This is a genomic window from Phreatobacter stygius (genome assembly GCF_005144885.1).
In the GTDB taxonomy this organism is placed as follows: Bacteria; Pseudomonadota; Alphaproteobacteria; order Rhizobiales; family Phreatobacteraceae; genus Phreatobacter; species Phreatobacter stygius.
The window spans coordinates 1,721,087-1,746,210 of sequence record NZ_CP039690.1; the positions used below are offsets into that span (position 1 = coordinate 1,721,087).

Consider the following 25,124-nt stretch of genomic DNA (forward strand, 5'->3'; position numbering starts at 1 on the left):
TATGACGCACAATTTCGACTGCGACGTGCTGGTTGTGGGGTCGGGCGCCGGTGGCTTTGCTGCGGCGGTCACCGCCGCAGCCGAGGGCCTGAAGGTAATCCTCGCCGAGAAAGATCACTGGGTCGGCGGCACAACCGCCTTCTCAGGCGGCTTCATGTGGGTACCGAACAATCCGGTGTCCCGCCGCGACGGCATGGAGGACACGGTCGAGTCCGCGCGCACCTATCTGCAGAACGAGGCCGGCAATCACTTCAACCCCGACTGCGTCGACGCGTTCCTGCGCACTGGCCCGGAGGCGATCAGCTTCTTCGACACCAGGACGGCCGTGACATTCGAACCGGCCTCGGCCTTTTCCGACTATCATCCGACCGTGCCGGGCGGGCGGACGGGTGGCCGGTCGATCAAGGCACAGCCCTTTCGTGGCGAGGAACTGGGGAAGGAGCTCAAACGCCTGCGCCCGCCCTTGCCCGAGCTGACCTTCGTCGGGCTGATGATCGGCTCCGGCCCGGAACTGAAGCATTTCTTCAACGCGACGCGCTCGCTCAAATCCGCCGTCTATGTCGCAAAGCGGCTGGTCGCCCATGCCGGCGACCTCGCGCGGCATGGGCGCGGCATGCTGCTGACCAACGGCAATGCGCTGGCGGGGCGCCTGTTCCGCAGCGCGCTCGACCTCGGTGTCGATGTCTGGACCGATGCGCCGGTCTCGCGGCTGCTCGTCGAGGCTGGCGCCGTCCGCGGCGCGGAGGTGACGAAGACCGGCCAGACGGTGACGGTGCGCGCCCGCTACGGCGTGGTTCTGGCCGCCGGTGGTTTCCCGCAGGACGCTGCGCGGCGCCGCGCCATGTTCCCGCACGACGCCGACAACAAGGGGCACTTCTCGCCCGCGCCTGCATCCAACACCGGTGACGGCCTGCGCCTCGGCGAGGCGGTCGGCGCCAAGGTCGAAGACAGCTATCCGAACGCCGCGGCCTGGGTGCCGGTTTCGCGGGTGCCGCGCGCTGACGGAAGCTTCGGCGTGTTCCCACATTTCATCGACCGCGCCAAGCCTGGGCTGATCGCGGTGCTTTCGAACGGCAAGCGCTTCGTCAACGAAGCCAATTCCTACCACGATTTCGTGCAGGCGCTGTTCGCCGCTCGTGGCGCGGGCGCCAAGGGTCCGGCGCGGGCGTTCCTCATCGTCGACAAGCCGTTCCTGAAGCGCTTCGGCCTCGGCTTCGTCAAACCCTTCCCGGTCCCGGTCGGTCCGAACATCCGTTCCGGCTATCTCAAGGCCGGCAAGACCATTGCCGAACTGGCGCGTGACGCCAAGATCGACGCGGCGGGCCTGGAGGCGACCATCGCCACCTGGAACCGCGACGTCGCCTCGGGCGAGGACCGCGCCTTCGGCAAGGGATCGACCGCCTACAACCGGTTCAACGGCGATCCCGATTTCCAGCCGAACCCCTGCCTCGCGCCGATCGCCACCGGGCCGTTCTACGCGGTCGAAGTGGTCGTCGGCGATCTTGGAACCTTCGCCGGGCTCCGGGCCAACGGCAATGCCCAGGTCCTCGACCCGGAGGGCCGGCCGATAGCCGGGCTCTATGCCGCCGGCAACGACATGGCCAGCATCATGGGCGGCAACTATCCGGGCGGGGGCATCACCCTCGGGCCGGCCCTGACCTTTGGCTATATCGCCGGCAGGCACCTGGCTGCCGCGCGTGGCGGCGCCCTGGCACGCGCAGCGACCGATGGACACCACTCCGTCACCGGCCCTGCCTGACGCCGGCGGCCGGCGGCCGGCAACCAGCACCCCGAGTTTTCAAGGAAATGATATGAACAAGCCCAGCTTTGCCTCGACCGCCGATACGACGCAACGGACAATCGCCTTCGACGAGATCGGCCCGGGCCTCTACGCCTTCACCGCGGAGGGTGATCCGAACACTGGCGTCGTCATCGGCCGGGACAGCGTCATGGTCATCGATGCCCAGGCAACGCCGGTGATGGCAAAGACCGTCATCGAGAAGATACGGACGGTTACCGACAAACCGATCAAGCACGTCGTGCTCAGCCACTACCACGCGGTGCGCGTGCTGGGCGCCTCCGGCTTCGGCGCTTCGGAGGTCATCGCCTCGAAGGCGACACGCGAACTGATCGTCGAGCGCGGGCAGGAAGACTGGGACAGCGAGCTCGGTCGGTTCCCGCGCCTGTTCCAGGCGGCCGAGACGGTGCCCGGCCTGACCTGGCCGACGGTCACCTTCCAGGATCGCATGTCGGTGTGGCTCGGTGACCGTGAGGTCCGGCTGATGCATCTCGGGCGCGGCCATTCCGCTGGCGACATCGTCGCCTATGTGCCGGACGCCGACGTGATCTTCTCGGGCGATCTCGTCGAATACCGTTCGGCCTGCTACTGCGGCGACGCGCATTTCACGGACTGGCCGGTCACGCTGGATCGCATCGCCGAACTGCAGCCCCGTGCCATCGTTCCCGGCCGCGGCAGCGCAGTAGTCGGCGAGGACAAGGTGCGGGCAGCGTTTGCCAGCACCCGCGATTTCCTGACGACGCTCTACGGTTCGGTGTCGAAGAGTGCGGCGCGCGGCCTCAGCCTTAAGCAGAGCTTCGACGCATGCCGGGCAGTCATGGATCCGAAGTTCGCCGACTACGCGATCTACGAGCATTGCATGCCCTTCAACGTCGCCCGCGCCTATGACGAGGCACGCGGCATCGACCGGCCGCGCATCTGGACGGCCGAGCGAGACCGCAGCATGTGGGCGGACCTGCAGGGCTGATCGGCGAGCAAATTGGTCGTGCCCGGGCGCTTGCGCTGCTGTCGATCCGGCGGATCGTCGAAACCCGGCCTGGCGGGCAGCGCTGGCCGCTGCACAACCGGACGGTGATTTTGCGCCGCTGAGAAACTCAACGTCGCCGCGGGTTTCGACCGCGCTGTCTGCCAATGGAGAAATACCATGATGAACCGCCTGAGCCTGCTGCGACGCAAGACCGGCCTCGAGAACGCGGATTTCGCCGCGCGCTGGCGCGACGCCGATGGAACGCTGGCCGCTCGCCTGCCCGGTCTCCGCGGCTATCTCCGGCATCGTGTCACCGATCCGGGGCCGCGGGGCGACTGGAACATCGACGGCATTTGCGAACTGCAGTTCGCCAATGCCGACACCATGCGCGCCGCCTTGGGATCGCAGGCCTTTGCGGCCATGACGGCGGCTGCGGCGCAATTTCGAGACCCGGCCAGCATTGTCGTCTGCGAGAAACACGAGGCGATCCCCTGCACCGCGGACGATCTCCCGGCGGTCAAGCGCATGTCGATCCTGCGTCGCCGCCCGGAGGTTTCGCCCGAAGAGTTCCGGCGCGAATGGCTCGGCCGCCACGCGGAACTGGTGCGAACCTGGCCGAAACTGCTGGGCTATACGCAGAACCTCGTCATTGCCCGCTACGACGAGCACACGCGCGAAGCCTCGCATGACGACATCCCGGTCGATGGCGTCGTCGAACTGTGGTTCCGCAGCAAGGAAGACGCCGCCGAGGTCGTGACCACCGCCGCCTTCGCGCGGACCAAGGAACACACCGAGACGATCGTGGCCAGTGTCGCGCCATATTTCGTCGAGACGACCCGGATCGCTTGAGCCGGCGTCGCAACCAACCAGGGAATGCTGTCTGTGATCGAGCTCTATGCCATGGCCAGTCCGAACGTCCAGAAGATCTACCTGATGCTGGAGGAGACCGGGCTTCGTTATGTCGCGCATCAGATCAACATCTGGAAGGGCGAACAGTTCGAGCCAGGATTTCGCGCGCTGAATCCGAACGCCAAGGTTCCGGTAATCGTCGATCACGACGGTCCCGGCGGCGGCGACTACGTGGTCTTCGAATCGGGGGCGATCCTCCTCTATCTCTCCGAAAAGACAGGCGCCCTGCTGCCCTCGGACCCGCGGCAGCGCGGCGACACGCTTCAGTGGCTGATGATCCAGTTGACCGGCATCGGACCGATGTTCGGCCAGTTCAACCATTTCAACCGCTTCGCCGCCGAGAACCGTTACGGCGTGTCGCGCTACACCACCGAGGCCCAGCGGCTCTACCGGCTGATCGACGACCGGCTGGCCAGGACCGCCTTCCTCGGCGGTGACGACTATTCGATCGCCGATATCGCGACCTTCCCATGGTTCCGAACCGAAGCGCGGATGTTTGGCGATACCCATCCGTTCACCGCGGCGGATGGCGACGGCTATCCCCATCTCTGGCGCTGGTACCGGCAGATCGCCGAGCGACCGGCGGCCATGCGCGCGCTGGCGGTGATCGACGCGCATCCATCCACCTTCGCCACGGCGACCGTCACGGAGGTGGATCGCGTCCTCGGCCGCGGATCCCATGCGGCTACGCGCTGACGCCGCCAAGCCCGTGCGGAACCGGGCTTTTTTTGGCTTGCGGAAGGCACCGCTGGCTAGTATCTAATAGCGAATAAATTCGCCTATAACGAACATCGAACAGGACGCCACGAGCTGGCTGCAGAGAGGCAGCGGTGATCGACCAAGTCAGGGACCGGAAGGTCGATGTTCGGCGGGGCCGGCGATGGCTTCAGCCGCGACCAGGCATCGCCGGACCGGCCGCACGATCGCTCCCGCACGCCAGCCGACCATCGTTCACACAAGGGAACCAGCTTCAATGTACCCACTTCTCGACGGTAAGCTCTGCGTCATCACCGGTGCCGGGCAGGGCAATGGCCGCGCACTGGCGGTCGGCCTGGCGAAATGGGGCGCCGACATCGTCGCGACCGATGTCGACGAGGCCTTGGCCAACGAGACGGCCGAGTTGGTGCGGGCCGAGGGTCGATCCGCGCTCGGGCTGCGCTGGGATGTGTCCAGTCGCGATGACGGGACGCGCGTCGCCACGCGCATCGCCGAGACGATGGGCGATACGTCGATCCTGATAAACAACGCCGGGATCATCTTCCGTGGCGACAGCGACAGCGAGCAGGCGCTCGATGCCTGGCGGCGGATCATCGACGTCAACCTGACCGGCGTCTATTACGCGACCGTCGCGCTGCTCGATCAGCTCAAGCGCGCGCGTGGCACGGTCATCAACATCGGTTCGCTGCAGTCGTTTCTCGGATTGGCGACCAAAGGGGCGGCCTATGCCGCGTCGAAGGGCGGCGTACTGCTTCTGACCAAGGAGATGGCGGTCGAATTCGCGCCCTTCGGGATCCGGGTGAACGGCATCGCGCCGGGTACGATGCGGACCCCGATGAACACCTGGATCGGCGTCGACCACGCCAAGATGGAGATGCTGGTGAAGCGCATCCCGATGGGCCGCGTGGGCGAGCCGGACGAACTCGTCGGCACCGCGCTGTTCCTCGCCTCGGATGCGCTGGCGAGCTACGTCAACGGGGTCATGATTCCCGTTGACGGCGGATTTCTTGCGATGTGAACGGAAAGGACTAACAATGGCACGGATTCAAGGAAAGACGAGCGTCCTGGGCAGCGAATTCCGCCAGATCATGGCGCTTCGTCCGGAAATCGCCAAACCGTGGAACGCTCTCGATGAGGCGATCCGCTTCAATGGCATCGTCGATGCCGGCCTCAAGGAAGAAGTTCGCCGGATGGTCGCCCAGCACTCGGGCTGCGCGTTCTGCGCCTCGCTCGGCGCGCCGAAGGGCAGCTATGACGATCCCCGTTGGGCGGCTGCCGTCGCCTTCGGCAAGGCCGTCGCCACCAACCCGACAGACGTGCCGGACGCGGACTGGCAGGCGCTGAAGGAGCATTTCTCCGACGAGGAAATCGTCGAGCTGTCCGCCTGGATCACCTTCATGTTCGCCAGCGAGATGGTGGGCGCGGTGATGAAGCTCCAGCCGGCCTCGCCGGAAATGAAGACCATGTACAACAACTGGATCCGTAACGGGATCGAAAAGGCCACGCGCGTCGCGTCCTGACCTCGTCCCTCATGGAACCCGCCGGTGCTGCCATCGCCTCGATGACGCACCGGCGGGCGTCCATGGCTCGGCAGCTTGGCCGCCCCTGCATTTCCCGTCAGGCCGCACCTTCGCCGCCCGGCAGCCTTTTCGGATCATAGCCGAGATCGGCCGACAGCTTCGCGCAGAAGGCGACCGTCGCCGCCACGAACGGGCTCTCGTCCTCGACACTCATCGCCCCGGCGGGTCCGATCAGGGTGATCGCCAACTGCATCCTGCCCGCACTGTCGAACACCGGTGCCGACACCGCGTTGATGCCGGGGATCGGCACACCTTCGGTCGTCGCATAGCCGGCGGCGCGCACCTTCTTGTTGGAGGCTCCGAACGCACGGAGCGACGCCGGTGTTCCGACCATGAACTGCGAGGGGCCTTCGGCGATCTCCGCCTTGATCCGCTCCCTGGCGACGCTATCGGCCAGATAGGCGGCGAACACCCGGCCGCTGGCGGTTCCCATCAACGAATAGAGCGTGCCGGCGCGCACGTTCACCTGAATCTGGTTGGCGCCTTCCTCGACATAGACAACCGTCGGGCCACGCGTGCCGAACACCAGTATGGTCGCCATCATGCCGGTATCTTCGGCCAGCTGCGACAGCCGCTGCATGGCGAGCTTCAGCGGATCGGAGCCCCACATGCGGGCCATGCCCAGGGTCAGTGCAAAGGGGCCGACGCGATAGCGGCCAACTTCGTCCTGCTCCACCAGCTCGAGCCGGCGGAGCGACAGCAGATAGGCGTGGGCTTGCGCCGGGGTGAGCTTTGCCCGAAGCGCCAGGTCGCGCAACATCATCGGCCGCGCCTCGGAACCGAGGACGATGAGAATGCGGCCGCCGACCTCGATCGACTGCACGCCGCGCCCCTTGATGCTCATCCCCCGCATCCCGTGAAGTTGTCGAATCGGCGGCGGGCTCGCCACCGCGCCGGCTATAGCCGAGCCTGGGAGGCACCTCAAGGCGAGCTGCCTGCCGCTACGTCACATGCGGCCGTTCCCAATGGAGCCCGGGGAGAAGGTCATGCCGCCGCAGCAGCCCTCCTGCCGGACCGCGAGCCGCGCGCCGGCCTCGGCGAAGGTCAGGGCGAACAGCCCGGGATCGGGCCCGTTGGTGTCCGCGCGTCCGGAATGGCGATGCTACTCGGCGTCCGGCTGGCGCGACGGATGCGCCTTCCGGAAGGCCGGATGCTCGGCCGCGATGCGCTCGACCCGGACGATCCGGGGATAGCCGGCCAATGGCACATCGAACCGCCGCGCGGCATAGAGCTGCGGCACCAGATAGACGTCGGCCAGGCTCGGCTCGGCGCCGAAGCAAAATCCGTCGTCGCCAATCATGGTTTCGATCGCGGCGAAGCCCTGGCCCAGCCAGGTCGAGATCCAACTGCCGACGTCCGCCTCCGAACGGCCGAACTCCTTCCGGAGATGGTTCGGCGGACCGACATTGTGCAGCGGATGGATATCGCAGCCGATGATCGCCGCGACGGATCGAAGCTTGGCGCGCTTGACCGGATCGGACGGCAGGAGATTTGGATCGGGATAGGCCTCCTCGAGATATTCGAGGATGGCCGGCGATTGCGTGAGGACCGTCCCGTCGTCGAGAGCAAGGGCCGGAACGCGGCCCTGGGGGTTGATCGCCCTGTAGCTGTCGGCTTTCTGCTCGCCACCATTGCGCACCAGGTGCACATGGCAGTGTTCGACCTCGATGTTCTTCAACGCGAGGCCGATCCGCACCCGATAGGAAGAGGTGGACCTCCAGTAGGTATAGAGTTTCAAATTGTCTTCTCGCTCTTCGGGACATGCGCGATCGCGACGCGACGGGCGCCGCATCGCAAGGCGCCTCACGATGCCGGCACGATGGTGGCGCGACACTCGCCGAAACCGATCGGGGCAAAACCTTCGCGGCGGCCACGGGCCCGCAGGATCACCTCGTCTCCGTCCTGCAGGAAGCGACGTTCTTCGCCGGAAGCAAGCACGATGGGATTTTTCCCGCCGAGCGTCGCTTCGAGGATGCTGCCGCACGCCGTGGCGTCCGGCCCCGAAATCGTTCCGGTGCCGAGCAGGTCGCCTGGCCTCAGATTGCACCCATTGCAGGTGTGATGGGCAATCATCTGCGCGACCGTCCAATACATGTGTCGCGCGTTGGAAAGGCCGAGGCGATGCGCCTGCAATCCCTTGGCCCGCAGGCCGGGCGTGAGAAGCAGGACCTCGAGTTCCAGATCGAGCGCGCCTTCGCGCTGATCGGCCAGATCCATGAGATAGGGGAGTGGCGCGGGATCGCCCCCGGGCCGTGGCGGCTGAGCGATACGGAACGGCGCCAGAGCTTCGGGCGTAACGACCCAGGCGGAAATCGTGCTGGCGAAGTTCTTGGCCAGGAATGGCCCGAGCGGCTGATATTCCCAGGCCTGGATATCGCGCGCCGACCAGTCGTTCAGCAGGCAATAGCCCGCGACGTGCGCGCCTGCCTCGGCAATCGGGATCGCTTCGCCGAGCGCATTGCCGCGGCCGACCCAGACCCCGAGCTCCAGCTCGTAGTCGAGCCGCTGCGTTGCACCGAAACCCGGGCCAATGGCATCGGGCTGCTTCGACTGGCCACTGGGGCGACGGACCGGTGTCCCGGATGGGCAAATCGACGAGGCCCGGCCGTGATAGCCGATGGGGACATGTTTATAGTTGGGCAGCAGGGGATTATCCGGTCGAAACTGCTGACCCACATTGGTGGCGTGATGGATGCCAACATAAAAGTCGGTGTAGTCGCCAATGCTGGCAGGCAGGTGCAGTGTGCAATCCGCCGCGGCATGCAGGCACGGTTCCACCTCGCGCTGCGCGGCGCTACCGACGGCCAGGAGCTCCGACAAGCGCGCGCGCAGCCGTCGCCGCGGCTCGGCCCCAAGCGCCAGGAATGCATTGAGCGTTGCACCTGAAGCAGCCTCCGCGGCCTGGCGCGCGTCGCCTTCGAAAAGGCCGGAAGCCAGGGCCGCAGCAAGGTCCAGAATGGCGTCGCCAATGGCGACCCCAGCCCGCGCCGTGCCGCCGGGCGGACTGAAGACGCCGAATGGCAGGTTCTGGATCGGGAAATCCTGATGACCATTGGCTGACGGCAACCAGCTCCGGAGCGTCCGGTCGTGCGTTTGATCGATCTGCGGCATGGTCCTATTATCGCTGGTTCGGGTTGAAGTGCTTCTTCAACTGGTGGCCGTAAGCGCCATAGTCCTTCTGCAGCGCCTCGGACCCGGCGGCATAGGCGGTGACCCGCTGGGGAAACCGCGTCTCGAACATGAAGGCCATCGTGCCCTCGAGCTTGTGGGGCTTGAGCTCGACATTGCTGGCCTTCTCGAAGGCTTCGACATCGGGGCCGTGCGGCAGCATCGTGTTGTGCAGCGAGATCCCGCCCGGCACGAACCCCTGGGGCTTGGCGTCGTATTGGCCATAGACCAGGCCCATGAACTCGCTCATCACGTTCATGTGGTACCAGGGCGGCCTGAAGGTATTTTCCGCGACCAGCCACCGGTCGGAGAAGATCACGAAGTCGATATTGGCCGTGCCCGGCGTCTCGGACGGCGACGTCAGCACGGTAAAGATCGACGGATCGGCGTGGTCAAAAAGGACCGGGCCGACCGGCGAATAGCGACGAAGATCGTATTTGTAGGGGGCAAAGTTGCCATGCCAGGCGACGACGTCGAGGGGCGAATGCTCCATGTCGGCAGCCCAGATCGAGCCACCCCATTTGACATACATCCGGGAGGGCGCGTCCTTGTCCTCATAGGCTGCCACCGGCGTCAGGAAATCACGTGGATTGGCAAGGCAGTTGGCGCCGATCGGCCCGCGTTCCGGCAGCGAAAAGGCTCCGCCATAGTTCTCGCAGAGATAGCCGCGCGCCGGGCCGTTTCGAAGCTCAATCCGGATCTTCACGCCGCGTGGGATGACCGCGATCTCGCCCGGTTCGATGTCGATGATGCCGAATTCGGTCCAGAGCCGGAGATCCCCCTGCTGCGGAACGAACAGCATCTCGCCGTCGGCATTGTAGAAATACTCGTCCACCATCGAACGCGTGATCAGGTAGACATGGGCACCCATGCCCGCCTGGGTGCCACCGTCACCGGCCGTGGTGATCGTGCGGACCCCTTCGACAAATGACACCTGCTCGTTGGGAATCGGAATCGGGTCCCAGCGCATCGGCCCGATCGGCAGATCCGCTTCGACGGCGGGCGCGGTGCGCCAGAGGCCGGCATCGACCTTCCTGAACTGTCCCCAATGCGCCACGGTCGGGCGAATGCGGTAGAGCCAGGAGCGCTCGTTGGTTGTCCGCGGCGCCGTGAAGGGCGAACCGCTGAGCTGCTCGGCATAAAGACCGTAAGCGCATTTCTGCGGCGAATTTCGACCGATCGGCAGCGCGCCGGGAAGCGCCTCGGTCTCGAAGCCGTTGCCGAAGCCCGACATGTAGCCGGCCTGCAGGGTAGTCCCGCCAGTCGCGGCTGATTGCGTCAGAAGCGAGGATTTTTCCATGTCCGTGATCCCGTCCGTTCAATATCGGTTGCATTTGTAACCGTCGCTTATGTAACTAACAATCCATGACCACGCTTTCGCTCGAGCGCTTCCTCCCCTATCGGCTCAGCCGGATCAGCAACGCCGTCTCCCTCGAGTTCAGGACGGTCTATGGCGCCCACCACGATCTCACGGTGCCCGAATGGCGCGTGCTGACGACATTGGGCCAATTCAACGAGATGAGCGCGAAAGCGATTGGCGCGCATTCATCCATGCACAAGACCAAGGTGAGCCGCGCCGTCCGCGCTTTGGAGGAGCGACGATGGCTCAAAAGACGCGAGAGCGATGCCGACCGCCGTGAAGAGATCCTGACGCTTACGACGCTCGGACGTCACGCCTATACCGAGCTCGTTCCCCGGGCTCTTGCATTCGAAGAGCGCATCTTGGCCGCACTTGGCCCCGAGGCCGGAAAGCTCATCGCCTCGCTGGATAAACTCGAGAGGCTGTTCCGGGTATGATGACGGGCGGCGCCGGGTTTTTTGGCCTCGGCATGACGGCAACGCCCGTGTGTCGAAGCTCGAGCGAACGGCTCCGGCAACAAGAATAGCCGGCGATGTGACCCCGCACCTGTCCTTAGGCGAACAATTGGTCCTGCCGCAAACGCAGGCCGAAAAGCGTCGACCGGTCGTCGACCACGATGTCCTCGAGCCGGATCGGCTCGCCGGCCCTGACCGCGCGCGCCAGCGGCCGGTCGGCGACGAGGTAGAACGGCGCCGGCCGGTCGGCGGCCAGCGACGCGGCCGGCCGCATCTCGGCGCCGACGCCGTCGATCGTGTGGTGATGGCCCGACGCGGTCAGCACGGTGCCGGCGGCGAGATCCCGTTCGGCCACCGCCACCAGGTCGATTCGCGGCCGGTAGTCGTCGCCATGACCCGAGCGGCCGAGGCCGGCGGCATCAAGAATGCTGGTCGCCGCTTCCAGGCCCAGAATATGGCGCGGCAGATAGAGCATGGCGGTATCGCCGGAAGCGCTGACCGTATGGCCCTTCCGGGCCAGCATGTCCCAGCTGATCCGATCCTGGCACCTGACCACGATGAACACGCCGCCGGCAAAGCTTGCTTCGTCCGGCGCGCGCAAATGGTGGAACACGTCGAGCCGGCGCGCGCCGCCGAGCAGGCCACCCTGGTGCCGCTCGGCGAACAGGCCAGCGACCTCCGGGATGCGCGCCACCGGCGCGTGGAAATCGGCGCGGTCCGGATCGAAGCCGGTGGCATTGGCCACCAGCGTCAGTTCGCAGAGATCCGGCACGGCGCGCAGCCGAAAGCGCTCGCCGATCAGCCGTTCGCGCGCGGCGCTGACCTCTCTTGGATCGCGCGCGCCGATATCCCATGCGCCGATCAATTCCGGCAGCGGCCGGCTGACCTCATTGCTGGTCAGGGTGCCGCGCGCGCGATCGAAAACGAAGTCGTATTCGCTCGATTTGCCGGCCGCGACGATCTCCAGGCCGAGCACCTCGGCCCAACTGATCAGGCCGATCAGCAGGCTCGGCTGGTCGCCGTCGACCGGCGTGACCACCAGGCCGCGATCGCGCGCGATAAGGGCGAGCCCCGGCCCGCAGACGCTGTCGGTCTCTTTCGTGACCAGCGCGACATGCCGGCCGGCCTCGATCGCCAGAAGCGCGTGGCGGGCGGCGGCCTCCGGATGGCCGGTCGCCTCGACCAGCACCTGGAACGGCAGGTCGATGACCGTCTCGAGCGAACCGGCGGCGACGAACAGCCCGTCGGCCCAGGCCGATGCGGCAGCCCGCGCGTCGCGGCAGACACGGATCCGCTCGGCCGCAACGCCCGACAGCTGGAGCGCCTTGGCCGCCGTCTCGCCATCGCGATCGACCGCGATGCGCGCACCCATCAGCCCGACATGCTGGCCTTGCGCGATGAAGCTCTGGCCGAAGCCGCCGGTGCCGATGATGCAGGTCTCGACCGGCGTTCGGATGCCGGAATAATGGCTGTGAAAATTCATCGGGCGACCGGCGTCCTCTCGCGCTTGTCCTTGCACACGGCAGTTTGACTGGGCGCCTTGACCCGCCTCTTGATCTCTGTTCTGGATATTGCATACAGAATACTGAACACGCAACGTCTCGTCCGCGAGACGGCACGAAAGAGGCGCCCCATGACAGCCAAGGCCGCAACCGCGCCGCCCACCATTGCCGTCGCCATGGGCGACCCAGCCGGCATCAGCCCGGAATTGCTGGCAAGGCTTCTGGTCGAGCCGGATATCCGGCCGGCTGCCCATTTCGTGATCTTCGGCGACAGGCGGATCCTCGACGCCGGCGCAGCCGTCGCCAAGGTCGATCCGGCGGTCGAGGTCGTGGCCTCGGACGATGCGGTCCCTGTCGACGCCGGTCGTCCGGTGCTGGTCGATATCGGCCATCTCGACCCGGCCGACGTCACGCCGCGCACCGCGACGCTGGCCGGCGGCCGCTTCGCCACCGAGAATTTCCGCCGGGCCTTGCGTTTCGCCGCCGGCGGCCGGGCCGATGCGGTGTTCTTCACCCCCTTCAACAAGGCGGCGATGCGTTTTGCCTATCCAGGCTATGACGACGAGATCCGCTTCGTCCGCGATGCCATCGGTTATGACGGGCCGGCGAGCGAGTTCAACATCCTGGAAGGCTTGTGGAACGCCCGCGTCACCTCGCATATCCCGCTTGGCGAGGTCGCCCGCAACATCAGCGAGGAGCGCATCCTGCGCGCCCTGGCGCTGGCCGATTCCGCCATGCGTTCGGCCGGTTTCGCGTCGCCGCGCATCGCCGTCGCCGGGCTCAACCCGCATGCCGGCGATGGCGGCAATTTCGGTCGCGAGGAGATCGACATCCTGGAGCCGGCGGTCGCCAAGGCCAAGGCCCAGGGCTTCAATGTCCAGGGGCCATTCCCGTCCGACACCGTGTTCCTGCGCGCCAGGAACGGCGATTTCGATGCGGTGCTGACCATGTATCATGACCAGGGGCAGATCGCGATGAAGCTGATGGGCTTCGACCGCGGCGTCACCCTGATCGGCGGCTTCCCCTTCCCGATCTGCACACCGGCCCATGGCACGGCCTATGAGATCGCCGGTGAGGGCATTGCCAATCTCGGCGCCAGCCGCGCCGCGCTCATGCTCGCCATCCGCATGGCGACCGAAGGAACCAACCGCCGCCAGGCCGCGGCCTGACGGTTTCACCGATCCAGACCGGACGGCCGAACCAACGGCCGCCGGGACCACCAGCACCATCAGGGAGAAGGCTCATGCTCAAACTGGCTCAACGGATCGGATCGGCGCTGCTCGGCATGGCGCTGACGGCAGGGGTGGCGGATGCCGCCTGGCAGCCCTCGCGCCCGGTCGAATTTGTCGTCACCTCGTCGCCCGGCGGCGGCACCGACAATTTCGCCCGCGTCGTCCAGTCGATCATTGCCAAATACAAGCTGTTCGACCGGCCGATCGTGGTGGTCAACAAGGGCGGCGGCTCCGGCGCCGAGGGCTATATCTATGCCCGCACCGTCGCGGCCGATCCGCACAAGCTGATCTTCGGCACCAACAATGCCTATCTGCTGCCCTATGTGGCGAGGCTCGCCTACAAGCTCACCGATCTCACCCCGGTCGCCGGCATGGCGCTCGACGAATTCGTGCTCTGGGTCAATGGCGGTTCCGAATACCGCTCGGCGCGCGCCTTTCTCGATGCGGTCAGGGCCCGGCCCGAGGCCATCAAGATGGGCGGCAGCCAGTCGCGCGATACCGACCAGACGCTGACCGGCATGATCGAGACCGCCGCAAGCGTGAAGTTCATCTATGTGCCGTTCCAGGGCGGCGGCGCGGCGGCCAATCAGCTCGCCGGCGGCCATATCGATTCCAACACCAACAATCCCAACGAGAATATCGGCCAGTGGAAGGCCGGCCAGGTGCGCCCGCTCTGCGTCTTCTCGGTCCAGCGGCTGGCCGCCGGCCCCCGGGTCACCGCCGACATGGGCTGGGCCGACATTCCGACCTGCCGCGAAGAGGGCATTCCGATCGACCGCTTCCAGATGCCGCGCACGGTCTGGCTGCCGGCCAATGTCCCGGCCGACGCCGTCGCCTTTTATGCCGACGTGCTGAAAAAGGTCAGCGAGACGCCGGAGTGGCAGGACTACATTGCCCGTACCGTGCAGACCGGCGTCTTCCTGACCGGCCCCCGGCTCACCAGCTTCATCACCGACGACGAGGCGAAAAGCCGCGCGGTGTTCGAACAGCAGGGCTGGATCGTCCGCTAGGGGCTGCCGGCTTTGCCGGATCTCCCGCCTGAGCCACGGCCGTGTCGCGCGCAGCCCAATCCGCTGCGTGCGACCCCCGCCCGCAACGCCCGGAGGACAGCATGATTTCTCGCTTTCATGCGGAGCTTGCCACCGCGGCGGCCACCGCCGCCTTCGGCCTGGTGATCGCGGTCGGCGCCACCGAATTCGGCATTGGCTGGGGCGGCGCCGGTCCCGAGCCCGGAACCTTTCCGTTCTATATCGGGCTGCTGATCACGGCCGCCAGCCTGGGCACGCTGGCCCAGTCGGCGGTCCAGCGCGGCACGCTCGGCCAGGTCTTCCTCACCGCCGGCCAGGTCAAGTCGATCATCCGTTTCGTCCTGCCTTTCGTCGCCTTCGTCGCCGTGTCGGTGTTTCTCGGCCTTTATGTCGCGACCGCGCTCTACATGTTCGGCACGCTCGCCTTGCAGCGCCACTATCGCTGGCCGACCGCGGCGGCCATCGCTCTCGGCCTGCCGCTGTTCCTCTATCTCGTGCTTGAGTGGGCCTTCCAGGTCAGCCTCATGAAAGGGCCTCTCGAGGCCGCTCTCGGACTTTGAGGGGCTGGTCATGGACGGACTGAATGCGCTGATCCACGGTTTCACCGTCGCGCTCACCACCTATCATATTGCGCTGATGATCGCGGGCGTGCTGCTCGGCATCCTGGTCGGCGTGCTGCCGGGCCTTGGCGCGCCCAACGGCGTCTCGCTGCTCCTGCCGCTGACCTTCACGATGGACCCGGTCGCCGCCATCATCCTGCTCACCTCGATCTATTGGGGCGCGCTGTTCGGCGGTTCGACCACCTCGATCCTGTTCAACATTCCCGGTGAACCGTCATCGGTCGCCACCACCTTCGACGGCTACCCCATGGCCAAGCGCGGTGAGGCCACCGCGGCGCTCAGCTATGCCTTCCTGTCGGCCGGTTTCGGCGCCCTTCTGGGCATCATCCTGATCACCACGCTGTCGGGTTCGGTCGCCCGCTTCGCCATGCGCTTCTCCTCGCCCGAGTTCTTCGCGGTCTATTTCCTGGCCTTCGCCAGCTTCGTCGGCCTCGGCAACGCCTCGCCCCTGAAGACCATCATCTCGATCGGCATCGGCTTCTCGCTCGCCGCCATGGGCATGGATTCGGTCTCCGGCAGCCTCCGGCTGACCTTCGGCCTCGATCAGCTGATCGCCGGCGTCAGCTTCCTGGTCGCGGTCATTGGCCTGTTCGGCATCGGCGAGCTGATCGTCACCGTCGAGGAAGGCACCAAGCTCAACGGCATCCGCGCCCGCGTATCGTTGCGCGACGTGCTGCGCACCGCCGCCACTCTGCCACGCTACTGGGTGGCGCTCATCCGCTCCGGCCTGGTCGGCATCTGGATGGGCATCACGCCGGGCGGGCCGACCGCCGCCTCGTTCATGAGCTACGGCCTGGCGCGCCGCTTCTCGCCCAACCGCGACAAGCTCGGCACCGGTGAACCGGAAGGCATCATCTCGCCCGAGACCGCCGACCATGCCGCCGGCACCAGCGCCATGCTGCCGATGCTGGCGCTCGGCGTGCCCGGCTCCGCCACCGCCGCCGTCATGCTCGGCGGCCTGATGATCTGGGGGCTCAATCCCGGCCCCATGCTGTTCGTCGAGCGGCCGGACTTCGTCTGGGGCCTGATCGCCTCGATGTATCTCTCCAACATCGTCGCGGTCGTGCTGGTGCTCGCCACCGTGCCGGCCTTCGCCGCCATCCTGCGCATTCCCTTCGCCATTGTCGGCCCGGCGATCATCGTCATCTGCTTCGTCGGCGCCTATACGGTGGCGAGCCGCCCCTTCGATCTCTGGCTGGTGCTGGCTTTCGGCGTCGTCGGTTATCTCTTCAAGAAGCTCGACTATCCGATCGCGCCGCTGGTGCTCGCCATGGTCATCGGCGACAAGGCCGAGGATGCCTTCCGCCAGTCGCTGATCATGTCCAAGGGTTCGCTCGCCATCTTCTGGTCGAACCCGCTGGTCGCCACCCTGATGGTCGTCGGCCTGGTGCTGCTCGCCTGGCCGGTGATCGGCCGCCTCCTCGGCCAGGTCCTGGCGGCACCCCGCCCCGATCCTCAGGCTCCCCGCTGAGCCCCCAAGGCTTGTAACCTCCATCGAGGACCTGCATCACCGCATCGATGACGATGCGCTCGCGATCGAAGAGACCTGCATCATTGGGAGCAGAAACGCATGTCGGCCTTCCCCGTCTACAAGGGCGTCCACCCGGTCGCCCCGACCCCCTTCCTCGACAATGGCGATCTCGACCTCGACGGCATGCGCCGCGTCCTCGACTGCATGATCGACCAGGGCGTCGACGGCATTTGCGTGCTGGCCAATTATTCCGAGCAATTCGTGCTGACCGATGCCGAACGCGACCAGCTCACCACGCTCTGTCTCGACCATGTCGCCGGCCGCGTGCCTGTCATCGTTACGGTCAGCCATTTCTCCACCCGCATCGCCGCCGAGCGAGCCGCCAAGGCCTATAAGGCCGGCGCCAAAATGCTCATGCTGATGCCGCCCTATCACGGCGCCACCTTGCGCGCCGACGAGACCGGCATGATCGAGCATTTCGCCCGCGTCGCCGAGGCAGCCCCGATCCCGCTCATGCTGCAGGACGCACCGCTCTCCGGCGTCGCGCTGCCGGTGCCCGCGCTGGTCCGGATCGCGAAGGCTGTGCCGGCGGTGTGCTATTTCAAGATCGAGACGGCGGGCGCCGCCGCCAAGCTCCGCGGCCTGATCGACCAGGGCGGCGCGGCCATTGTCGGGCCCTGGGACGGCGAGGAATCGATCACCCTGATGGCCGATCTCGATGCCGGCGCCACCGCCACCATGTCGAGCGCCTTGCTGCCCGACCTGATCAGGCCGGTGGTCGAACATCACGCCGCCGGCCGGCGTGCGGAAGCGGCCGCCCACTATGCCCGCATCCTGCCGCTGATCAATTACGAGAACCGGCAATGCGGCCTGCGCGCCACCAAGACGGTGATGCAGGCCGGCAAGGTCATCGTGTCGGACCATGTCCGCCACCCGCTCGACGCGCTGCATCCGGCGACCAGGGCGGGGCTGCTGGAGCTCGCCCGCGAGGCCAACCCGCTGGCGCTGCGCTGGGGGCATTGAGCTTAGGCGGCCGGCTCGCCATGCGGCCGAAGCCGATCTCGAAGCTAAAAACTGAACGGAGACGGTTGGCTCAGCTGGGCCTCGAAGGGCGGCCCTGTCCGCCCGACACCGGCGACCCGTCGCGCCAAGCCGTCACCGGCCGGCCATTTCGTCCAGGTGGTGTTCGGCGGCGAGCAGGGATCTGACCTGATCGGTTGCGGCTTTGACATCGGCGGAATTGCCGGTGCTCGCCGCCTGCATCAGGTCTTCGCGCGCCGCATCGAGCAACGCATTGCGGCTCGCGGTGGCAAAATGCGTCCGCAAATAATCGGCGGCTTCGCGCAAGGTCGTCAGCTGCCTGCCGGCGCCGAGCGTGACCGGCTTCGATAACTTGTCATCCCATGCCATGACACAACTCCAGCTTGGGTGCTGCGATAACGAGGCGGAACGCCATCGGTTCCCGGCGGCGAAACAAAATACCCAAGGGCATTCTCGGCCACCCTTTTGAAGAGAGTCGTGACTTCCGGCCGCAAATTGCCCTTAAATGGCCGATGAGCCTGAGAAGCCGTCAGATTGCGGCGAGGATCGCGGGCGCGATCGGCACCGCTGGTGCCTTGACCAGCGGCGCGGGTTTTCTGTTGTCGGCGGTCGACCTGACGGCGCCCGGCCTGGAATTGGCGGCGCGCCTCTATTTCGGCGGCCTCACGGTCGCGGTCTTGTGCTTCAGCGCCAAACCCTTGCTGCGGGGCTGACCGGTTCCCGCCCGCAACGCCCCGAAGGAACCGGAACCGCAAGGCGTGTTGACGGGCCGGTGGACGGCCTTGGCCATGGCGCATCGCCGGACAGCGTGTCGATCATGGCCAGCCGTTTGACAGAGTAGCCAGGCGCGCGCGGCACGGCCCCTTGCAAGGACACCCTTCTCGCAATACCTAGGGATTGACCTAAGTATTGCGAGGCCGTAGAAGCCCCGCGAACCCGCGGGGAGATCTGCCATGCCGCAACCACCGATGTTCAGTCTCATGGCGCCTGTCGGCTCTCGGGACGGCCGGCGATGACCCCCGCGCCGGCGAGCGCGGGACCTGCACAGGCGCCGCCCGCGGCGCCAGCCATGGACGGCATCTTCCGCGCCCTGTCCGACCCGACCCGCCGCAACGTCCTGGAGCGGCTGAGCCAGAAACAGGCCTCGGTGAGCGAGCTCGCCGCGCTCTATCGCATGGCGCTGCCGTCCTTTCTCGAACATCTGAAAGTGCTCGAGGGCTGCGGCCTGGTCCAGTCGCACAAGACCGGCCGGGTCCGCACCTACCAGCTCGCGCCCGACCGGCTGAAGCTCGCCGAGGACTGGCTGGGCCTGCAAAGGACGCTCTGGGAGCGCCGCCTCGACCGTCTCGACAGCTATCTCCTGACCCTGAAAGAGGAACGATCCGAATGACATCCCCGCTGGCCGCGCACGACCCCAGGCTCGACCTGGTTCTCCAGCGCGACGTCGACGTGCCTGTCGATCTCGTCTGGAAGGCCTGGACGACACCCGCTCAAATCCGCCAATGGTTCGTTCCCAAGCCCTGGACCATCACGGCCTGCGAGATCGACCTGCGTCCCGGCGGCGTCTTCAGCACCGTGATGCGCTCGCCCGAGGGCCAGGAATTCCCCAATATCGGCTGTTATCTGGACGTGGTCGTGAACCGGCGGCTGATCTGGACCGATGCGTTGCTGCCCGGCTATCGGCCCTCGCCCAAGCCGTTCTTCACCGGCGCGCTCGAATTGGCGCCGGCCGGGTCCGGCACCCGTTACACCGCGACCGCCATCCACGGCGACGAGGCCGCGCGCAAGACCCACGAGGAGATGGGCTTCCACAACGGCTGGGCAACCGTGCTCGATCAGCTCGTCGCCTTCATCAAGGCGTCCTGACCGGCTGCCGACGGCGCCTGCGCCCCCTATCAAGGACATCCCATCATGACCCGAGACCATCAGGCGGCCGACCGCGCGCTGCTGCGCGCCGGCCTCGCCGCCGGCGCCATTTTTTTCACTGTCCCCACCATCGAAATTTTCATCCGTCCCGGCTTCGACCTCGCCCGCCATGCGATCAGCATGCTGAGCCTTGGCGAAAGGGGCTGGCTGATGACCGCGACCTTCATCGTGACAGGCCTGCTCACCATTCTCTCGGCCATCGGCATGCGGCGCATCCTGGTCGGCGACCGGCTGGGAACCTGGGGCGCCGGGCTTATCGGGGTTTATGGCGCCGGCATGGTCGCCGCCGGCCTCTTTCCGGCGCAGGCCGGCATGGGTTTTCCGCCGGGCACACCCGACGACCTGATGCCTGACATGACCACCCCGGTCGCCATCCTGCACGGCCTCGCCTTCATGGTCGGCTTTGCCGCGCTGATCGCGGCCTGCTTTGTCTTCGCCCGCCGGTTCGTGAAGATCGATGCCAGGGGCTGGGCGACCTTTTCGGCAGCGGCCGGCGTGGCGATCCCGCTGTTCATCATCATCGGCATGAGCGGCATCGTCGCTGCCGGCATCGCCATCTATTTTGGCGGCATGCTCGCCTGGTGCTGGCTGGCGGCGATCGTGCTGCGCCTGTCGCAGGAGAACCAGGGGATTTCGGCCCTGCGTGCCGGATGACGGGCAGGGAACAAAAAGCTCTGATGAATCAACCCTGTCCCAGAGGGATGGGGTGCCGGCTGAGCCGGCGGGCAAGGGGCGCAAGCGCTCGGAACTGATGCCGCCGCTCGTCGAGCATACCGCCAGGCTCGGAGATGGACGTCGCCTCACCCGGCAGCTGACGCTGCCACCCTCTCCCTCAAGCGCGAAAGCGAAGCTTTCGTCGCGGGGGAGAGGGTTGATTCAGTGCCGCCCTTGGCGCCCCTCAGGCCGCGACCAGCCGGCCGAAATCGGCGACCTTGGCGAGGTGGTGGTCGGCATCGCCGAACAGCGTGTCGATCATGGTCAGCCGCTTGAAGTAATGGCCGGCCTTGTACTCCATGGTCATGCCGATGCCGCCATGGAGCTGGATCGCGCCCTGGCCGATGATCTTGGCGGAACGGCCGATCTGCACCTTGGCTGCCGACGCCATGGCCTGGCGTTCCACCGCATCGGTTTCGCCGCTGGTCATGGCCGCCAGCATGGCCATGGAGCGGGCCTGTTCAAGCGCCACGAACATTTCCGCCGCGCGGTGCTGCAGCGACTGGAAGGCGCCGATATTGACGCCGAACTGCTTGCGGGTCTTGAGGTAGTCGACGGTCAGCGTCTGCAACTCATCCATCGCACCGACAGCTTCGGCGGCAAGCGCCGCGATCGCTTCGTCGGCCACCCGCTCGACCACGGCAAGCCCGCCTTCGGGATCGCCGATGACGCCGTCGGCGTCCACGCGCACGCCCGAGAGCGTGATCTCGGCGGCATGGGTGCCGTCCTGGGTCGCCGTGTCGCGCCGGGTCAGGCCGGCGGCATTGGCCGGCACCAGGAACAGGCCGATGCCGCCCTTGTCACGCCTGGCGCCCGCTGTCCGGGCGGTGACGATGACATGGTCGGCGGTTCCGCCATTGATCACCACGGCCTTCTCGCCGTCGAGTACGAAGGACGAGCCATCCTTTTTCGCGGTGGTCGAGACATCGAACAGGTCGTAGCGGGAATGCCGCTCGGTGGTGCCGAGCGCCAGCGTCCGCGAGCCGTCGACCACGGCCGGGATATGGGCGGCCTTCTGCTCCGCCGAACCGGCATGGCGCAAGACGCCGCCGCCCAGCACGACGGTGGCGAGATAGGGTTCCAGCACCAGCGATTTGCCGAGCGCTTCCATCACCAGCATGGTCTCGACCGCGCCGCCGCCGAAACCGCCATCGTCTTCGGCGAAGGGCAGGCCCAGCAGGCCGAGCTCGGCGAATTTCGCCCAGATCTCGGGGCTGTAGCCGCCGGCCAAGGCTGCGTATTTCTTGCGCGTCTCGAAGTCGTAGGTATCGGCCAGCAGGCCGTCGACCGAGTCCTTCAAGAGGCGCTGTTCTTCCGTCAGATCGAAATCCATGTCTTGCGATCCTGTTGCCCATGACGGGGCTGATGTCGGGTGATCGGCGAGGAGGCTTCGTGCCGCGGCCGGCCTGGCCCGCCGCGACCGACCCATCCTGTCAGGCGGTCAAAGCCCGAGGACGGCCTTGGCGATGATGTTCTTCTGGATCTCGTTCGAACCGCCATAGATCGAGACCTTGCGCACATTGAAATAGGTCGGCGCGATGGTCTGGGCCCATTCCGGCCCGATCGGCGGTTCGTTCGAGCCGTGATCGTCTTCCGGCGCATAGGGCGCGGCATGCGGGCCGATCACTTCCATCAGGAGTTCGGTGGTCGCCTGCTGCAGCTCGGACCCCTTGATCTTCAGCACCGAGGAGGCCGGATCCGGGCGGCCCTTCTCGCGCTTGGCTTCCGCCGCGATCACGCGCAGCTGGGTGATTTCCAGCGCCTTGAGCTCGATCTCGACCGCCGCCACCTTCTCGCGGAAGCGCTGGTCCTCGATCAGCGGCCGGCCGCCGCGCTGCTCGATCGCCGCAAGCTCCTTGATGCGCCGGATGCGCTGCTTGGAAATGCCGACCCGGGCAATGCCGGTGCGCTCGTTGCCGAGCAGGAACTTGGCATAGTCCCAGCCCTTGTTCTCCTGGCCGACCAGGTTTTCGACCGGCACCCGGACGTCGTCGAAGAACACCTCGTTGACCTCGTGGCCGCCGTCGATGGTCTGGATCGGCTTCACCGTGATGCCCGGCGTCTTCATGTCGATCAGCAGGAACGAGATGCCGAGCTGCTGCTTGACCGTCGGGTCGGTGCGCACCAGGCAGAAGATCCAGTCGGCATATTGGCCAAGGGTCGTCCAGGTCTTCTGGCCGTTGACGATATAGTGGTCGCCGTCCTTGACCGCCTTGGTCTTGAGGGAAGCCAGATCCGATCCGGCGCCGGGCTCCGAGAAACCCTGGCACCACCAGTCGTCGAGATTGGCGATGCGCGGCAGGTAGCGCGCCTTCTGGGCGTCGTTGCCGAAGGTCGCGATGACGGGACCGACCATATTGATGCCGAAGGCGAGCGGTGGCGGCGACGGCGCCATCATCATCTCTTCCTGGAAGATATATTGCTTGATGGCGCTCCAGCCGGTGCCGCCATGGTCTCTTGGCCAATGCGGCACGCCCCAGCCATGGGCGTTCAAGGTCTTCTGCCAGAACACGATGTCGTCATGGCTTGGATGGTGGCCAGCCGCGAGCTTCTCGCGCAGCGCCTTCGGCAGGTGCTTGTCGATGAAGGCGCGGACCTCCTTGCGGAAAGCCAGTTCTTCATCGGTGAACTTGAGTTCCATCTCGTCCTCCCTCGGACCATCACGGCCCGGCCGCCTGCCGGCACCGGGTTGGTTGTTTCCTCGTGCCCGGGCCGACATACCCGTGCGAATGTTTGTTGGCGCATTCAACCGCCATGCGCCCGTCATGGCAACAGGAACCTGGGGTCGCTCTTTCAGCCGAGGGCCAGGGTCAACATCACCGGGAGGACCGCTGAGATCTTTGGCGAGGCCCGGAGTCATGTTATTCTTACGCCTCCTCGGTCGATAGGGAAATCGCCAGAAATGACCGCTCGCGCGAGACTGTCGGCAAAATTCCAGATCAGCATTCCAAAGGAAGTCCGCACCGCCCAACAATGGCGCGCAGGCCAGGAATTCGTTTTCATTCCCAAAGGCAAGGGTGTCATGGTGATGCCCGCTCCGGAGCTTGCCGATCTGGCGGGCATCGCCCGCGGAGCCGACGACAAGGGCTATCGCGACCGAAAGGATCGCGGGTAATGCGGGTCGTCGATACCTCCGCCTGGATCGAATGGCTGAGGGCAAGCCCAACCGCCGCGGCATTGACGGAACATTGGCCGAATGCCGCAGACACGGTCGTACCGACGCTCGTTCAGCTCGAGCTCGCCAAATGGCTGACACGGGAGGTTTCCGAAGAAGCCGCCGATCAAGCCATCGCCTATACGATGGGATGCCTGGTCGCGCCGTTGGAAACACGCATTGCGCTGCGGGCAGCAGAGATCTGTCGCACCCATAAGCTCGCGACGGCCGACGCGATCATTTATGCGACCGCGCTCGATCTCGGTGCGGATTGCCTCACGTGTGACAGCCATTTCGAAGGTCTCCCCGACGTCGTCTTGGTGCCGAAGGGCAAATCAGGGTGACGGCGAAGAGGACGCGGCCAACGACTCGATACGGGGCCTGAGGCGCCGGAGGCCGCGCGTTCGCCGCAACAGGACGCCATGAACAAGAGCGCGCCTGCCCCGCGCGCAGGCCGGCCTTTCGGCCCTTGCGGTATGCGCCGTCGCGGCTAGGCTCGCGAACCCGCAAGGCGTCAGGACCATCAGACAATGCGCATCATCGTCATCCGCGACATTGTCGCGCCGACCGGATTGGCGATCGCCAATGCCCGTATCGGCTTTTCCGCCATAACCAGCGCGGTCGTCACCGCCGAGACCGATGTGATCGTCGACCGGATGAAACCGCGTCTCGCCGCCTGACCGCGGTTCAGTTCACCCATTACCAACCCCAGCCGGAGTGCATCATGAGTTTTGATTTCAAAGGCAAGCGCGTCGTCATTGCCGGCGGCAGCCGCGGCATCGGCCGTTCCATTGCGCTCGGTTTTGCCGAGGCCGGCGCCGGCGTCTCGATCTGCGCCCGCGGCGCGGATGGCCTGAAGGCGACCGCCGCCGAGATCGGCCGCTTCGGCGGCGCCGTCCATTTCGCCCCTTGCGATCTCGCCAATGCCGCGTCCATTGCCGGCTATATTCCGGCCGCCGCCCAGGCGCTGGGCGGCATCGACATCCTCGTCAACAATGCCTCGGGCTTCGGCCAGGGCGATACCGAGGAAGGCTGGGAAGCCGGCATGCAGGTCGACATCATGGCGGTGGTCCGGGCGAGCCGCGCCGCCCAGCCCTTCCTCGAACAGGCCAAGGGCGCGTCGATCGTCAACATCGCGTCGATCTCGGGCTACCGGCCGTCGCTGCGCACGGCCGCCTATGCGGCGGTCAAGGCGGCGGTCATCCAGTACACCACCTCGCAGGCCGCGGCACTCTCCCGGAAGGGCATCCGGGTCAATTGCGTGGCGCCCGGCTCGGTCGAGTTTCCCGGCGGCATGTGGGAACAGCGCAAGACCACCGATCCGACGCTCTATAACCGCACCCTCGGCTCGATCCCCTTCGGCCGGATGGGCAGCCCGGAAGAGATCGCCAATGTCGTGCTGTTCCTGGCGTCGCCCCTGGCGAGCTGGGTGACCGCCCAGACCATCGTCGCCGATGGCGGCCAATTGCTCGGCTGAGCCGG

The 25,124-nt window shown here is 66.2% G+C and carries 28 protein-coding genes; 20 read left to right on the top strand and 8 right to left on the bottom strand.

What is annotated here, in order from left to right:
• Position 1 precedes the first annotated feature (1 nt).
• From E8M01_RS07825 to E8M01_RS07850, 6 genes are all read left to right on the top strand, one after another.
• Entirely contained in the window at positions 2-1,759 is a 1,758-nt protein-coding gene (locus E8M01_RS07825; protein WP_136959616.1) for an FAD-dependent oxidoreductase, read from the top strand.
• Positions 1,760-1,811: 52 nt separating this feature from the next.
• Positions 1,812-2,765 carry an MBL fold metallo-hydrolase gene (locus tag E8M01_RS07830; RefSeq protein ID WP_136959617.1) on the top strand — a complete coding sequence of 318 codons (954 nt, stop codon included), beginning with the start codon at positions 1,812-1,814 and terminating at the stop codon, positions 2,763-2,765.
• A gap of 177 nt (positions 2,766-2,942) precedes the next feature.
• On the top strand, positions 2,943-3,614 hold the full coding sequence (locus E8M01_RS07835) for an EthD domain-containing protein (RefSeq protein WP_136959618.1): 672 nt from the start codon (positions 2,943-2,945) through the stop codon (positions 3,612-3,614).
• 24 nt (positions 3,615-3,638) lie between these two features.
• Entirely contained in the window at positions 3,639-4,370 is a 732-nt protein-coding gene (locus tag E8M01_RS07840; RefSeq protein ID WP_215908868.1) for a glutathione S-transferase N-terminal domain-containing protein, read from the top strand.
• A gap of 184 nt (positions 4,371-4,554) precedes the next feature.
• Complete coding sequence (locus tag E8M01_RS07845) at positions 4,555-5,409, top strand: SDR family NAD(P)-dependent oxidoreductase (RefSeq protein ID WP_136959619.1); 855 nt, start codon at positions 4,555-4,557, stop codon at positions 5,407-5,409.
• Positions 5,384-5,911: a carboxymuconolactone decarboxylase family protein gene (locus tag E8M01_RS07850; protein ID WP_136959620.1), complete on the top strand. Its 528-nt coding sequence runs from the start codon at positions 5,384-5,386 to the stop codon at positions 5,909-5,911. The genes E8M01_RS07845 and E8M01_RS07850 overlap by 26 nt, the downstream gene beginning before the upstream one ends.
• 97 nt (positions 5,912-6,008) lie before the next feature.
• Here the strand turns inward: E8M01_RS07850 and E8M01_RS07855 are convergent, their stop codons facing one another.
• The 4 genes from E8M01_RS07855 to hmgA all read right to left on the bottom strand — a co-directional run bounded on the left by E8M01_RS07855 (position 6,009) and on the right by hmgA (position 10,439).
• On the bottom strand, positions 6,009-6,815 hold the full coding sequence (locus tag E8M01_RS07855) for an IclR family transcriptional regulator (RefSeq protein WP_170181828.1): 807 nt from the start codon (positions 6,813-6,815) through the stop codon (positions 6,009-6,011).
• A 258-nt stretch (positions 6,816-7,073) separates the two neighbouring features.
• The gene (gene maiA / locus E8M01_RS07860; protein WP_136959622.1) at positions 7,074-7,709 is read right to left on the bottom strand and encodes a maleylacetoacetate isomerase; all 636 of its coding nucleotides are present in this window, start codon (positions 7,707-7,709) and stop codon (positions 7,074-7,076) included.
• Between the two features lie 65 nt (positions 7,710-7,774).
• Complete coding sequence (fahA, locus tag E8M01_RS07865) at positions 7,775-9,082, bottom strand: fumarylacetoacetase (protein WP_136959623.1); 1,308 nt, start codon at positions 9,080-9,082, stop codon at positions 7,775-7,777.
• Positions 9,083-9,089: 7 nt separating this feature from the next.
• Positions 9,090-10,439, bottom strand: coding sequence for a homogentisate 1,2-dioxygenase (gene hmgA, locus E8M01_RS07870; protein WP_136959624.1), 1,350 nt, complete (start codon positions 10,437-10,439; stop codon positions 9,090-9,092).
• A 65-nt stretch (positions 10,440-10,504) separates the two neighbouring features.
• Between hmgA and E8M01_RS07875 the strand changes: the two genes are divergently transcribed.
• The gene (locus E8M01_RS07875) at positions 10,505-10,936 is read left to right on the top strand and encodes a MarR family winged helix-turn-helix transcriptional regulator (RefSeq protein ID WP_136959625.1); all 432 of its coding nucleotides are present in this window, start codon (positions 10,505-10,507) and stop codon (positions 10,934-10,936) included.
• 115 nt (positions 10,937-11,051) lie between these two features.
• Here E8M01_RS07875 and E8M01_RS07880 read toward each other — a convergent pair whose 3' ends face one another.
• Positions 11,052-12,437 carry an SAF domain-containing protein gene (locus E8M01_RS07880; RefSeq protein WP_136959626.1) on the bottom strand — a complete coding sequence of 462 codons (1,386 nt, stop codon included), beginning with the start codon at positions 12,435-12,437 and terminating at the stop codon, positions 11,052-11,054.
• A 150-nt stretch (positions 12,438-12,587) separates the two neighbouring features.
• Here E8M01_RS07880 and E8M01_RS07885 point away from each other — a divergent pair, with 150 nt between their 5' ends.
• The 5 genes from E8M01_RS07885 (at position 12,588) to E8M01_RS07905 (ending at position 17,830) form a co-directional block, all read left to right on the top strand.
• Complete coding sequence (locus E8M01_RS07885) at positions 12,588-13,625, top strand: 4-hydroxythreonine-4-phosphate dehydrogenase PdxA (RefSeq protein WP_136959627.1); 1,038 nt, start codon at positions 12,588-12,590, stop codon at positions 13,623-13,625.
• Between the two features lie 74 nt (positions 13,626-13,699).
• A complete protein-coding gene (locus E8M01_RS07890; RefSeq protein ID WP_136959628.1) occupies positions 13,700-14,698 on the top strand; it encodes a Bug family tripartite tricarboxylate transporter substrate binding protein in 999 nt (332 codons plus the stop codon).
• Positions 14,699-14,799: 101 nt separating this feature from the next.
• A complete protein-coding gene (locus E8M01_RS07895; protein WP_136959629.1) occupies positions 14,800-15,276 on the top strand; it encodes a tripartite tricarboxylate transporter TctB family protein in 477 nt (158 codons plus the stop codon).
• A gap of 10 nt (positions 15,277-15,286) precedes the next feature.
• The gene (locus E8M01_RS07900; protein ID WP_136959630.1) at positions 15,287-16,807 is read left to right on the top strand and encodes a tripartite tricarboxylate transporter permease; all 1,521 of its coding nucleotides are present in this window, start codon (positions 15,287-15,289) and stop codon (positions 16,805-16,807) included.
• Positions 16,808-16,906: 99 nt separating this feature from the next.
• A complete protein-coding gene (locus E8M01_RS07905) occupies positions 16,907-17,830 on the top strand; it encodes a dihydrodipicolinate synthase family protein (RefSeq protein WP_136959631.1) in 924 nt (307 codons plus the stop codon).
• 132 nt (positions 17,831-17,962) lie between these two features.
• Here the strand turns inward: E8M01_RS07905 and E8M01_RS07910 are convergent, their stop codons facing one another.
• Positions 17,963-18,217, bottom strand: a complete 255-nt coding sequence (locus E8M01_RS07910) for a hypothetical protein (protein WP_136959632.1) — start codon at positions 18,215-18,217, stop codon at positions 17,963-17,965.
• A gap of 14 nt (positions 18,218-18,231) precedes the next feature.
• On the opposite strand from E8M01_RS07910, the gene E8M01_RS07915 reads away from it, so the two are divergent.
• From E8M01_RS07915 to E8M01_RS07930, 4 genes are all read left to right on the top strand, one after another.
• Complete coding sequence (locus E8M01_RS07915; protein WP_136959633.1) at positions 18,232-18,561, top strand: hypothetical protein; 330 nt, start codon at positions 18,232-18,234, stop codon at positions 18,559-18,561.
• A 356-nt stretch (positions 18,562-18,917) separates the two neighbouring features.
• Positions 18,918-19,238 carry an ArsR/SmtB family transcription factor gene (locus E8M01_RS07920; RefSeq protein ID WP_246088637.1) on the top strand — a complete coding sequence of 107 codons (321 nt, stop codon included), beginning with the start codon at positions 18,918-18,920 and terminating at the stop codon, positions 19,236-19,238.
• A complete protein-coding gene (locus E8M01_RS07925) occupies positions 19,235-19,714 on the top strand; it encodes an SRPBCC family protein (RefSeq protein ID WP_136959635.1) in 480 nt (159 codons plus the stop codon). The genes E8M01_RS07920 and E8M01_RS07925 overlap by 4 nt, the downstream gene beginning before the upstream one ends.
• Before the next feature lie 45 nt (positions 19,715-19,759).
• Positions 19,760-20,428, top strand: a complete 669-nt coding sequence (locus E8M01_RS07930) for a DUF998 domain-containing protein (protein WP_136959636.1) — start codon at positions 19,760-19,762, stop codon at positions 20,426-20,428.
• Positions 20,429-20,672: 244 nt separating this feature from the next.
• On the opposite strand, the gene E8M01_RS07935 is transcribed toward E8M01_RS07930, so the two are convergent.
• Positions 20,673-21,821 (bottom strand): acyl-CoA dehydrogenase family protein, encoded by a 1,149-nt coding sequence (locus tag E8M01_RS07935; RefSeq protein ID WP_136959637.1) that lies wholly within the window; start codon positions 21,819-21,821, stop codon positions 20,673-20,675.
• A 108-nt stretch (positions 21,822-21,929) separates the two neighbouring features.
• Positions 21,930-23,129, bottom strand: coding sequence for a pimeloyl-CoA dehydrogenase large subunit (pimC, locus tag E8M01_RS07940; protein WP_136959638.1), 1,200 nt, complete (start codon positions 23,127-23,129; stop codon positions 21,930-21,932).
• A gap of 261 nt (positions 23,130-23,390) precedes the next feature.
• Between pimC and E8M01_RS07945 the strand changes: the two genes are divergently transcribed.
• From E8M01_RS07945 to E8M01_RS07955, 4 genes are all read left to right on the top strand, one after another.
• Positions 23,391-23,603 carry an AbrB/MazE/SpoVT family DNA-binding domain-containing protein gene (locus E8M01_RS07945; protein ID WP_136959639.1) on the top strand — a complete coding sequence of 71 codons (213 nt, stop codon included), beginning with the start codon at positions 23,391-23,393 and terminating at the stop codon, positions 23,601-23,603.
• Complete coding sequence (locus tag E8M01_RS07950) at positions 23,603-23,986, top strand: type II toxin-antitoxin system VapC family toxin (RefSeq protein WP_136959640.1); 384 nt, start codon at positions 23,603-23,605, stop codon at positions 23,984-23,986. Before E8M01_RS07945 ends, E8M01_RS07950 begins: the two co-directional genes overlap by 1 nt.
• 186 nt (positions 23,987-24,172) lie before the next feature.
• On the top strand, positions 24,173-24,322 hold the full coding sequence (locus tag E8M01_RS35030; protein ID WP_170181829.1) for a hypothetical protein: 150 nt from the start codon (positions 24,173-24,175) through the stop codon (positions 24,320-24,322).
• 44 nt (positions 24,323-24,366) lie between these two features.
• Positions 24,367-25,119, top strand: a complete 753-nt coding sequence (locus tag E8M01_RS07955) for an SDR family NAD(P)-dependent oxidoreductase (protein ID WP_136959641.1) — start codon at positions 24,367-24,369, stop codon at positions 25,117-25,119.
• Positions 25,120-25,124 lie beyond the last annotated feature (5 nt).

Coding starts and splice junctions, on each gene's coding strand:
- E8M01_RS07825 (WP_136959616.1), top strand. CDS start 2: ATGACGCACAATTTCGACTGCGACGTGCTGGTTGTGGGGTCGGGCGCC.
- E8M01_RS07830 (WP_136959617.1), top strand. CDS start 1,812: ATGAACAAGCCCAGCTTTGCCTCGACCGCCGATACGACGCAACGGACA.
- E8M01_RS07835 (WP_136959618.1), top strand. CDS start 2,943: ATGATGAACCGCCTGAGCCTGCTGCGACGCAAGACCGGCCTCGAGAAC.
- E8M01_RS07840 (WP_215908868.1), top strand. CDS start 3,639: ATGCTGTCTGTGATCGAGCTCTATGCCATGGCCAGTCCGAACGTCCAG.
- E8M01_RS07845 (WP_136959619.1), top strand. CDS start 4,555: ATGGCTTCAGCCGCGACCAGGCATCGCCGGACCGGCCGCACGATCGCT.
- E8M01_RS07855 (WP_170181828.1), bottom strand. CDS start 6,815: ATGAGCATCAAGGGGCGCGGCGTGCAGTCGATCGAGGTCGGCGGCCGC.
- fahA (WP_136959623.1), bottom strand. CDS start 9,082: ATGCCGCAGATCGATCAAACGCACGACCGGACGCTCCGGAGCTGGTTG.
- hmgA (WP_136959624.1), bottom strand. CDS start 10,439: ATGGAAAAATCCTCGCTTCTGACGCAATCAGCCGCGACTGGCGGGACT.
- E8M01_RS07875 (WP_136959625.1), top strand. CDS start 10,505: ATGACCACGCTTTCGCTCGAGCGCTTCCTCCCCTATCGGCTCAGCCGG.
- E8M01_RS07880 (WP_136959626.1), bottom strand. CDS start 12,437: ATGAATTTTCACAGCCATTATTCCGGCATCCGAACGCCGGTCGAGACC.
- E8M01_RS07885 (WP_136959627.1), top strand. CDS start 12,588: ATGACAGCCAAGGCCGCAACCGCGCCGCCCACCATTGCCGTCGCCATG.
- E8M01_RS07890 (WP_136959628.1), top strand. CDS start 13,700: ATGCTCAAACTGGCTCAACGGATCGGATCGGCGCTGCTCGGCATGGCG.
- E8M01_RS07895 (WP_136959629.1), top strand. CDS start 14,800: ATGATTTCTCGCTTTCATGCGGAGCTTGCCACCGCGGCGGCCACCGCC.
- E8M01_RS07900 (WP_136959630.1), top strand. CDS start 15,287: ATGGACGGACTGAATGCGCTGATCCACGGTTTCACCGTCGCGCTCACC.
- E8M01_RS07905 (WP_136959631.1), top strand. CDS start 16,907: ATGTCGGCCTTCCCCGTCTACAAGGGCGTCCACCCGGTCGCCCCGACC.
- E8M01_RS07910 (WP_136959632.1), bottom strand. CDS start 18,217: ATGGCATGGGATGACAAGTTATCGAAGCCGGTCACGCTCGGCGCCGGC.
- E8M01_RS07920 (WP_246088637.1), top strand. CDS start 18,918: ATGGACGGCATCTTCCGCGCCCTGTCCGACCCGACCCGCCGCAACGTC.
- E8M01_RS07925 (WP_136959635.1), top strand. CDS start 19,235: ATGACATCCCCGCTGGCCGCGCACGACCCCAGGCTCGACCTGGTTCTC.
- E8M01_RS07930 (WP_136959636.1), top strand. CDS start 19,760: ATGACCCGAGACCATCAGGCGGCCGACCGCGCGCTGCTGCGCGCCGGC.
- E8M01_RS07935 (WP_136959637.1), bottom strand. CDS start 21,821: ATGGATTTCGATCTGACGGAAGAACAGCGCCTCTTGAAGGACTCGGTC.
- pimC (WP_136959638.1), bottom strand. CDS start 23,129: ATGGAACTCAAGTTCACCGATGAAGAACTGGCTTTCCGCAAGGAGGTC.
- E8M01_RS07945 (WP_136959639.1), top strand. CDS start 23,391: ATGACCGCTCGCGCGAGACTGTCGGCAAAATTCCAGATCAGCATTCCA.
- E8M01_RS07950 (WP_136959640.1), top strand. CDS start 23,603: ATGCGGGTCGTCGATACCTCCGCCTGGATCGAATGGCTGAGGGCAAGC.
- E8M01_RS35030 (WP_170181829.1), top strand. CDS start 24,173: ATGCGCATCATCGTCATCCGCGACATTGTCGCGCCGACCGGATTGGCG.
- E8M01_RS07955 (WP_136959641.1), top strand. CDS start 24,367: ATGAGTTTTGATTTCAAAGGCAAGCGCGTCGTCATTGCCGGCGGCAGC.